Source organism: Chthoniobacter sp. (assembly GCF_040003245.1).
Taxonomy (GTDB): domain Bacteria; phylum Verrucomicrobiota; class Verrucomicrobiia; order Chthoniobacterales; family Chthoniobacteraceae; genus Chthoniobacter.
In genome coordinates this window covers 1-9358 of sequence record NZ_JBDUCX010000255.1, presented here as the reverse complement: position 1 = coordinate 9358, position 9358 = coordinate 1, and the positions used below count along the sequence as shown (strand labels likewise).

Genomic DNA, 9358 nt, shown 5'->3' with positions numbered 1-9358 from the left:
ACCGAGACACGGACGGCCGGGTTGCTGGAAGCCTGTGTTGAAGAAAATCTGCGCGGGCGCGTGGTTGAACTGATCGGTCGTCACCGACTTGATGAGGCAGATGTCGTCCACGATCTCCGCGAGATGCGGCAGCACTTCGGAAAGTTCCGTGCCGCTTTGGCCGTGGCGCGCGAACTTGAATTGCGGACCGAGCACCGCGGCGTCCGGGCGGATGAAGGCGTAGCGCTGCCCGGCGATGACGGACGGCGGGAGCGGCTTGCCCTCGAGTTTGGCGAGCTCCGGTTTGTAATCAAACAGGTCGAGCTGACTCGGTGCGCCAGCCATGAAGAGGTGGATGACGCGCTTCGCTTTCGCGGGGAAATGCGACTGTCGAGGGGCCAGCGGATTCGCCGCGGGGACTCCGCGCGCTCCGGAAGAAAGCGCTTCCGTGAGCAGACCGGCAAAGGCGATTTTGCCGAGGCCCACGCCGCACTCATGCAGGAAATGGCGGCGGGTGACTTGCTGGCAGTATTGCTGGATCGGATTCATGGGTTCAGCTCCGGGTGATGGCTTCGTCGAGGTTCCACAGCGCGCGGGCGAGCGCCGTCCACGCGGCGCATTCGTTCACGTCGCCCGCGCCTTCGCCGGCGAGTTCTTTGGCGTTCAACTCTCCCTTGGTGAAGCGCTCTTTCTGTGTCGTAAAAAATTTTACCAACAATTCCAATTCGGCATCGGTCGGGGGGCGGGTGAGGCAGCGGCGGAACAGCGTGCGCACCCGGTCTTCGACCGAGCCGCCTTGGGCGGCGAGGGAGTGGCCGAGGGCGCGCGAGGCGTCGAGAAAGACGACGTCGTTGAGCAGGGCGAGGGCCTGCAGGGGCGTGTTCGAGACATCGCGGCGGGCCAGGCAGGCTTCACCGGTCGGGGCGTCGAAATTGGCGTAGAGGGCAAAGGGCGCGGTGCGCTTCATGAAGGTGTAAAGGCTTCGGCGATAGCGACTTTCTCCGTCGTCGGCGTTCCATTTTGGACTACCGTAGGCGGCGTCCATCACCCCATCCGGTTGAGGAGGATACACACTGGGGCCGCCAATTTTCTCCGAAAGCAGCCCGCTGGCGAGCAGCGCCGAGTCGCGGACGATCTCCGCCTCCAGGCGGAAGCGCGGGCCGCGCGCGAGGAGTTTGTTGTCCGGGTCGCGGGCGATCAACTCCGGCGTGGCGCGCGAGGACTGCCGATAGGTCGCGCTCGTGACGATGAGCTTGTGCATCTGCTTCACGGACCAGCCGCGCTGCATGAATTCCACGGCCAGCCAATCGAGCAACTCGGGGTTCGACGGCGAGTCCCCTTGAAACCCAAAATCGCCCAACGTGCGCACGATACCCCGGCCAAAGAACGCCGCCCAGTCGCGATTCATGATCACGCGCGCCGTGAGCGGATTGTCGCGGGACACGAGCCAGCGCGCGAAGCCCAGCCGATTGTGCGGCGCATCGGGCGGGAAGGCGCCGGCCAGCGAAAGCACGCCGGGCTCGACGCGCTCCGTGGGCTGGAGGAATTCGCCGCGGTTGTGGACGAAGGTCGGGCGCGGATTTTCCGGCGGGCGCTCCTGCATCACGAGGGTGGTCGTGAATTGCAGCGGCTTGCGCAATTGATCGATTTCTTTGCGCGCGGTGGCCAGTTCCGGTGCGCTGAGCAGGAATTGCGCACGCAGTTTTTCCCGTTGTTCGGCGGTCAGCTTCTCATCTGGGATAGAGAATAACGACGCAATCTCGACGGGCATCTCCCGCGCTTCCGCCGCAGGATCGGTCGTCACGGAGATGCGGAATTTGCCGAGTCCGCAGGCGAAGTAGCGCTCGAAGAGCATCTTGAGCGTGAACTCACCGGCGGCGGCCAGCGGGGCCGCGAGATTGAAGACCGCCTCGTGGTTGCGGCCCTGGCCGCCATCGATGCTCCAGCCGGTCTGGAGATTGTCGTCGATCGCCTTGTCCGCCTCGAATTTTCCCTTGGCGAAACTGTGCGTCGCGCGAGCCCACGGCTGCTTGTGGCCGCTGGCCAGCAGCTCGATATTGCTGAGCATGAAGTCGCCCGCCGGGCCTTCGTAGAAGATGCGTCCCGGGCCGTGTTTCGGCAGACGATCATCGGCCAGCACTTCCAGGCGCACGGCGGTGATACCGCGCAGCTCGCTGCGGAATTTCAACTCGTAGGTATCGCTCTTCGACATATCACCACTGACGAAGATCACGCCGTCATTGCCGACCGTGAGCAGAGGCAGATTGGATTTCGCATCCACGGGTGGCAGCGTCGTCCAGTGCACCGAACGGGCGCGTTCACGCTCCAGCCATTTGGCAAAACCCTGGTCGATCGCCTCGCGCCGTTGCTCGGCGACGGGGCGCGGAGGTGCATCATTGGCCACGCTGAATCGCACGCGCCCGAGCGTGTGCTGCTGTCCATATTGCTGCTCCAGCCGCACCACCAATTGCGTCCCGGTGGGGAAACTCACCGGTTGCTCGAAATGAAAAGTCGCGGTGTGCGGGGCATTCAACTTCGAGCCTTCGCGATGCACCGCCCAGCCGGTGTCGACGTGGGCATCGATGGCTTTTTCGATTTCAAAACCCGGTTGGGACACATCGGCCTCGGCCCGCGACAATTTCACCACCTGCGCTTGTTCCGGGGCGTTCTTCGGCGCGGCGGTAACGGTGATCTCGCTCAGGACGAAATTACCATGCGCCACGCGGCCGGGCCCTTCCTTGGGCAACGAGGGATCGGTCAACGCTTCGAGGCGGAGCTGGCTGATCGGCCCGGCACCGGCGTCGAGGATGAAGGTGTAGTCGTCCTTTTCCGGGCCCGGCGCGGCGAAGAGCGCGGAATGGTCAGGGAGAATCTTCGGCTGCTCTCCACTGGCAGTCTCGACGCGCCCAGGGTGCAAGGGCGTCCAGCGGCGGTCCGTCACCGGCCACTTCTCGGGGAGCGCCGCGATGAGTTTCGCGAGCTTCTCGTTCCGCGCCGCTTCCTGCGCGGCGACATCGGGCGGCGGCAAATCCATCTCCGGCTCATCGGCATTATTGAGCGAAGCCATGACTTCGTAGTACTCGCGATGCGGGATGGGGTCGTACTTGTGCGTGTGGCACTGCGCGCAACCCACGGTGATACCCAGCCAGGTGGTGCCCGCGGTGCTCACGCGGTCGACCATCGCGAGATAACGAAATTCCAGCGGATCGATCCCGCCTTCCTCGTTGAGCATGGTGTTGCGATTGAATCCCGTGGCGATGCGCTGCGCGGGCGTGGCATTCGGCAGCAGATCGCCGGCGAGCTGCTCGATGGTGAACTGGTCGAAGGGCATCCCGTCGTTCAACGCCTTGATCACCCAGTCGCGATAGGGCCAGATGCTGCGTGGGCGGTCCTTTTCGTAGCCATTGGTGTCCGCATAACGCGCAAGATCGAGCCAGCGGCGCGCCCAGCGTTCGCCGTAGCGGGGTGAGGCGAGCAGGTGATCGACGAGCTTTTCGTAGGCGTCCGGGGAAGCATCGCCAGCGAAGGCGTCGGCCTCGGCCGGGGTCGGGGGCAAACCGACCAGGTCAAGGTAGAGCCGGCGGCAAAGCGTGTATTTATCGGCCTCGGGCGAAGGGGATAGGCCGGCGGACTCCAGGTGCGCGAGGACAAAATGGTCGATGGGATTGCGCGGCCAATCTGCGCGTTTCACCGCCGGCAGCGGAGCCTGTTGCGGTTTCTTGAACGCCCAGTGCAGATCGTAGGGCGCGCCCTGTTCGATCCATTTATCGAGCACGGCAATCTGCCGGGCGGTCACTTGCTTGCCGCTCTTCGGCGGCGGCATTTGCTCGTCCTTGTCCTTCGAATGAATGCGCAGCGACAGGTCACTTTCCGCGACCTTGCCCGGCACGACCGCGCGGACTCCATCCTTCTCCGCGAGAGCGCCTTCGCGAGTATCGATCCGGCGGTCACCCTTGCGGTTCTTCGGGTCGAAGCCGTGGCACTTGAAGCAATTCTCGGAGAGGATCGGGCGCACGTCGCGGTTGAAATCCACTTTGTCCGGCAACGGCGCCTCCTCACCATGAGCGAGTCCCGCAACGGAGAGGGCGGCCGCGAGCAAACCGGCGCGAAGACTGAAGGGGGCGGTCATGGAAGAGAAGAACAGGCGCTGGACGCTATGGGCTGTCCAAGGCCGTGCCAATATACGAAATCACGTAAGAGACTGTGAAATAAGCCGTTCAACTTGGAAATTTTGGCCCGCGAATCACACAGATCACACGAATGAAATCCTTCCCATTCGTGTGATTCGCGTGATTCGCGGGCTTTTTAAAAGTCTCCAAGAGCATTCCAACGTCCGGCCCGGCCCGCAGCGTCAAATCGCTCTTTTCCTTACATGAGGCGCTCGCTCCCTGGCCAACGCTCTGGCGCGCGGTGTGCTATGGACATCCTCCACTGACTGACCTACGCATTTTTCCGATGACTATCACCGACGCAACGCCAGCGGGTGAGCGCCTGCACTCCTTCACGCTCGACCATCTCACCGAGCGCATGACCGTCCGCGAGATCATCCGCGCGCGCATCTGGCAGGAAGTCGCGGACTACAACCAGAGCCCCGCCGAGATCTTCCGCGGCCTCGTGGCGCCCGGCGAGGCGGAGCGCACGCTGAACGGCTGGAAGATGCCCAAGAAGCGGCGGCGGGTGGATTGGGAGGCGCAGTTCCAGAGCGCCTGCACCGCCTTCGAGCGCAACGGCTTTTTCCTCCTCGTCGGCGATCGCCAGGCGGAAAGCCTCGATGAAGAGTTCAGCGTGGACCTCGAGACGGAGGTGCAATTTGTGAAACTGACCCCATTGGTTGGCGGATAGTTTATGTGGGATTGGTTGAAAAAGGTGGTCGCCGCGTCGCCGACGGACGGCGTGGAGACGGAAGAAGCCCGGCGCCTGCTCGCCGCTTTCAATCTATTCCACCGCAGCGCGGGTTTTGCCGACCAGCAGAACTTCCGGGCGACACAGGATGGCGTTTCGCAACCGATCCTGGCCGCTCCGCCACGCGTGCAGGCCCTCGTAACGGTATTGTTGTTTGCGATGCGGGCCCGGGAGAACGGAAAGTGGAGCATCCTGGGCGGGATCCAGGACAAGCTGCTGCAAACGCTGCTGCGGAAAAACCTTCCGCTCATCCCCGGCGATCTCGACGACATGCTGGAAGCGGTTGCAGCGGGGATGAAATCGCAAGTGCTGGTGTCGCTCGGAAGCGTGCTCGGCAAATGTGAGGTAATGAAGGAGGGTGGCCAATTGAGCGAGGGCAATCGCACGAATTTGCAAACCATCGCCGCGAAGCTCGGGGGAGCGAAGTGCATCTACTCGGAAGGACGCAAAATCGTCGCGCGCATCACGCAGATACTCGACACGGCAGAGGCTCCTTCGGGCGGGCCTCCGCTGGATCGCGCGGATGCGTGGGCGGCCCTCGCGGAGGACGACTTCGCGGCGATGGCGGAACCCGAACGCGCGGCCTGGCGCGCCTTGCTGACTCAGGCCCGCACCGCCTCCGCCGCGCAACCCGCAGCCCGCTGGCTTCTGGCGGCCCGTCCGCTGGTCGAGAAGGTCGGTCCCGCAAAACTTGCCGAGTCCCTGACCCGCTGGTCGCGCGTGGTAAAGCCAAGATCGTACGAAAGCCGGATGACGAATTCCCAGGCGCCCCTGCCCTTGCATGAGGCCAACAGCGACGTGCTCAAGGGACTCGTGTGGTGCTGTGCGTCGCTCGGCGATAGCGGCACGGCGGGGATCGTCGCCGACCTCGCCGCCATCTGTTACCGCAAGGTGCCGGGCGTCGGTCCGATTTCCTCGAAGGTCGGCAACGCGTGCCTCGTGGTGCTGGAAAAGATGGGGGACCTGGCCGCCGTGGCGCAGCTCTCCCGCCTGCGCAACAAGATCAAATACGTCGTCGCCCAACGGCTGGTGCAGCGGGCGCTCGAAACGGCCGCCGCGAATGCCGGCATGACCGTGGCCGATCTCGAAGAGATCGCCCTGCCGACCTTCGGCCTGCATCCTGAGGACGGCCTCGACGAGTCCCTCGCGTCGTTCACCGCCGAGATTCGCATTTCCCCCGCCGCCGAAGTGAACATCACCTGGCGAAACGCCGACGGCAAAGCGCAGCAATCCGTGCCCGCCGAAGTGAAGAGCGAGGCCGCCAAGGAGTGGAAGGAACTCAAGAACACACTCGGTGAAATCGGCAAGTTGCTCGACGCGCAACGCCACCGGCTGGAGCGGCTCTGCCGGGTCGAGCGCACCTGGCGCTACGCCGATTGGCGCGAACGTTACCTCGATCATCCGCTGGTTGCGCCCTTCGCCCGGCGCTTGATCTGGCGATTCGCCCCGCCCGGGGCGGACCCGCTCCTCGGCATCTGGCACGAGGGCCGGCTCGTCAGCGTGCATGACGGACCTCTGCCGGAAATGGCCAGCGAGACGGTCGTGACGCTCTGGCACCCGATCACCAGCGACGTGGCGGTGGTGCAGGCCTGGCGCGCGGAGCTCGTCACGCGGCAAGTCACACAGCCCTTCAAACAGGCGCATCGCGAAATCTATGTCCTGACCGATGCCGAGCGCACGACCGGCACGTACTCGAATCGTTTCGCCGCGCACATCCTGCGGCAGCATCAGTTTGCCGCGCTCGCCCACCAGCGCGGCTGGACCTACCGGCTGCAGGGCGCTTTCGATTCCGCCAATACACCCGAACTCGCCGTTCCCGAGTGGAACTTGCGCGCGGAATTCTGGGTCGAAAGCGGCCAGGGCCATGAAGACATTTCCGATAGCGGCATCTACGTCCATATGGCCACGGACCAGGTGCGCATTTTGCGCGACCAGGAGTCGCTGCTGCTCAGCGCCGTACCACCCCTGATCTTTTCCGAGATCATGCGCGACGTGGATCTCTTCGTCGGCGTGTGCAGCGTGGGCAACGATCCGGCGTGGGCGGACCGCGGCGCCTATGGGCCGGACACGGGTGCCTGGGGTCGATTTGCCTTTGGTGTACTCACGGCGACCGCGGAAACCCGTCGCGACGTGCTCACGCAACTGGTGCCGAAGCTCAAGATCGCGGCGCAGTGTTCCTTCGAGGAGCGTTTCCTGGTCGTGCGCGGCGAGCTGCGCACCTACAAGATTCACCTGGGCAGCGGCAACATCCTCATGGCGCCGAATGACCAATATCTATGCATCGTGCCGGCGCGCGGTGGCAAGGAAGACAAAGTCTTCCTGCCCTTCGAGGGCGATGCTACCTTGTCCATCATTCTCAGCAAGGCCTTCCTGCTCGCCGCGGATGCCAAGATCACCGATAGCAGCATCCTGAGCCAGATTCGTTCGCAAAGAGCGACCGGCTAGGCTGAATCGACAGGCCCAGAGGCCGAGGGGAAATGAACCACGAAGGCACGAAGACACTAAGGAGAGCCCAGTCCTTCGTGTCTTTGTGGTAGAAATCAATGGCGAAAGCGAATGACACGCCCTAGCCAGACACCCATGTCCCAACCTGCACCCAGCGACTGGATGCGCCACTTGCGCCCGGAGGCCCTGCACCAGCTCTTCGAGCATTTGCCAGGCACGCTTTTCTTCGCCAAGAACACCGTGGGGGAAATCATGCTGGGCAATCGGGCCTTCGTGGAACGTTGCGGCTACCCGAGCCTCGACAAACTCGCGGGGCGCACCGATGCGGAAATCTTTCCGCCACACATGGCGGCGAAATATCGCGAGGACGACCTGGAGGTGATGCGCACGGAGCGGCCGATGCTCCAGATCGTGGAGCTTTTTCCCAGCCGGCACGGCGAGCCGGAGTGGTTCATCACGGACAAGCTACCGCTCTTCGACGAGGCCGGCCGCGTGGTCGGCGTGTGCGGCATCGTGCGCAGTTATGAAGGCTCGCGGCGCGCGCTCCAGCCGTATCTCGATCTCGCGCCGGTGGCGGATTACATCAAGGCGCACAGCGGCGAGCCCATCTCGGTGCGCGAGCTGGCGCGCATGGCGGGGCTCTCGGTGCGGCAATTCGAGCGGAAGTTTTTCGAGACCTTTCACACCACGCCAAAGCATTATCTCATGCGGCTGCGCGTGCTGCTGGCCTGCGACGAATTGCTGGAGACACGCCGGACGATCACCGAGATCGCGCTGGCGGCGGGGTTTTGCGATCACAGCGCGTTCGCCCGGCATTTCCGCAAGCACATGGGGGTGTCGCCCCGCGAGTACCGGGATGAGTATCGCGGCGGAAACAGCGCGGCTCGAACATCGGGAGACGCCTTACGGCGCCCAACATCCAACACGCAACATCCAACATCCAACATCCAATAGGGAATCCACTGCGCACGTCGCTTGCGCCATTGGATGTTGGATGTTCTGCCTTGAAACCTAAAGCCCGCCCTTTTGGACGACGACGCGGCGCAGTTCAAAATCGTCGATATTCCGCGCGGCGCTTCCGGGGACGATCTCGATGGTGTTCTGGCCGTCCTTGAGCGCCTTGCTCTCGATCGGTATCACCAGATGGTCCACGTTTTGGGCGCCCTCGTGTTTGTGGACGAGCCGGTTGAGCACGGTGATCTCGGCGCCGTTGAGATAAAGTTTGGTCAGGTATTTGCCGTGGCCCATGGCCCGCGCCGAATGGGGGTCCGCAGGAGAGGTCAGATCAGCGATGTCGATGACGATGACGAATCGATCCGCGAGCGTGTGGCTCACCGAATCGGACAGGGTAAACGTGGTGTGATATTGCCGGGCGTTCGGCTGGGGAACGCTGAACGCCTTGATGTTGTCGTCGCCCACGTGGAACGGGGATGAAAGTAGGGTGACCGACCAGACGGGCGGAAACGGATCCGCGCACAGGGCGGAGGACGATGCGGCGAGCAGGCAGGCAACAACGGCGAGCAGGCGAAGAAATAGGGCTTTCATGGCAAAAAACGGGAAAACGGCGCACGCGACCCACCCACTTCTCCGGCAGGCGATCTCGGCGGCGGAACGTGTCAAAGCGGTTGACCAACGTAAAGGTGAAACGGGATGAGCACCCCGTGATCACGGTGCTTCTCCTCTCGGCGTCTCTGCGTTTTAGAATTCCTACTTCAGCGTCTGGAGAAACGCCTGGATATCCGCCAGTTCCTGCGGCTTGAGGATGAGGCCCATTGGGGGCATCGGTGAGGTACCGAGCGCCTCGTAGCCTTTGGCCAACACCTTGTTGGGCTCGAGCAGGGATTCCTTGATGTAGGCGGGGGTGGCGCGGGTGGCGATGCCGTCGAGGGGTGGGCCGACGGTGCTGCCCTGGCCGTGGAGCGAATGGCAGAGCACGCAAGCGACTTGATGCTTGAGGAAGATTTGCTCGCCGCGTTTCGGGTCGCCGGCGAGGACGGCGTCGTCCCCGGTGGGCAGCAGCTCGACCAGCTTC

Annotated in this window: 7 protein-coding genes; 3 read left to right on the top strand and 4 right to left on the bottom strand. The window is 63.5% G+C overall.

The window, feature by feature from the left end:
* Together ABJF10_RS25720 and ABJF10_RS25715 are read right to left on the bottom strand one after the other, a co-directional pair.
* On the bottom strand, positions 1-528 hold a 528-nt coding region (locus tag ABJF10_RS25720), incomplete at its 3' end, for a DUF1501 domain-containing protein (RefSeq protein ID WP_348547486.1).
* Positions 529-532: 4 nt separating this feature from the next.
* The gene (locus tag ABJF10_RS25715) at positions 533-4108 is read right to left on the bottom strand and encodes a PSD1 and planctomycete cytochrome C domain-containing protein (protein ID WP_348547485.1); all 3576 of its coding nucleotides are present in this window, start codon (positions 4106-4108) and stop codon (positions 533-535) included.
* 326 nt (positions 4109-4434) lie between these two features.
* Here ABJF10_RS25715 and ABJF10_RS25710 point away from each other — a divergent pair, with 326 nt between their 5' ends.
* From ABJF10_RS25710 to ABJF10_RS25700, 3 genes are all read left to right on the top strand, one after another.
* Complete coding sequence (locus tag ABJF10_RS25710; protein WP_348547484.1) at positions 4435-4821, top strand: hypothetical protein; 387 nt, start codon at positions 4435-4437, stop codon at positions 4819-4821.
* 3 nt (positions 4822-4824) lie between these two features.
* Positions 4825-7326, top strand: coding sequence for a DUF4132 domain-containing protein (locus ABJF10_RS25705; RefSeq protein ID WP_348547483.1), 2502 nt, complete (start codon positions 4825-4827; stop codon positions 7324-7326).
* A gap of 135 nt (positions 7327-7461) precedes the next feature.
* The gene (locus tag ABJF10_RS25700; RefSeq protein WP_348547482.1) at positions 7462-8280 is read left to right on the top strand and encodes an AraC family transcriptional regulator; all 819 of its coding nucleotides are present in this window, start codon (positions 7462-7464) and stop codon (positions 8278-8280) included.
* A gap of 57 nt (positions 8281-8337) precedes the next feature.
* On the opposite strand, the gene ABJF10_RS25695 is transcribed toward ABJF10_RS25700, so the two are convergent.
* Both ABJF10_RS25695 and ABJF10_RS25690 read right to left on the bottom strand, forming a co-directional pair.
* On the bottom strand, positions 8338-8871 hold the full coding sequence (locus tag ABJF10_RS25695; RefSeq protein WP_348547481.1) for a hypothetical protein: 534 nt from the start codon (positions 8869-8871) through the stop codon (positions 8338-8340).
* Between the two features lie 162 nt (positions 8872-9033).
* A partial coding sequence (locus ABJF10_RS25690) for a c-type cytochrome (protein ID WP_348547480.1) occupies positions 9034-9358 on the bottom strand: 325 nt, incomplete at its 5' end.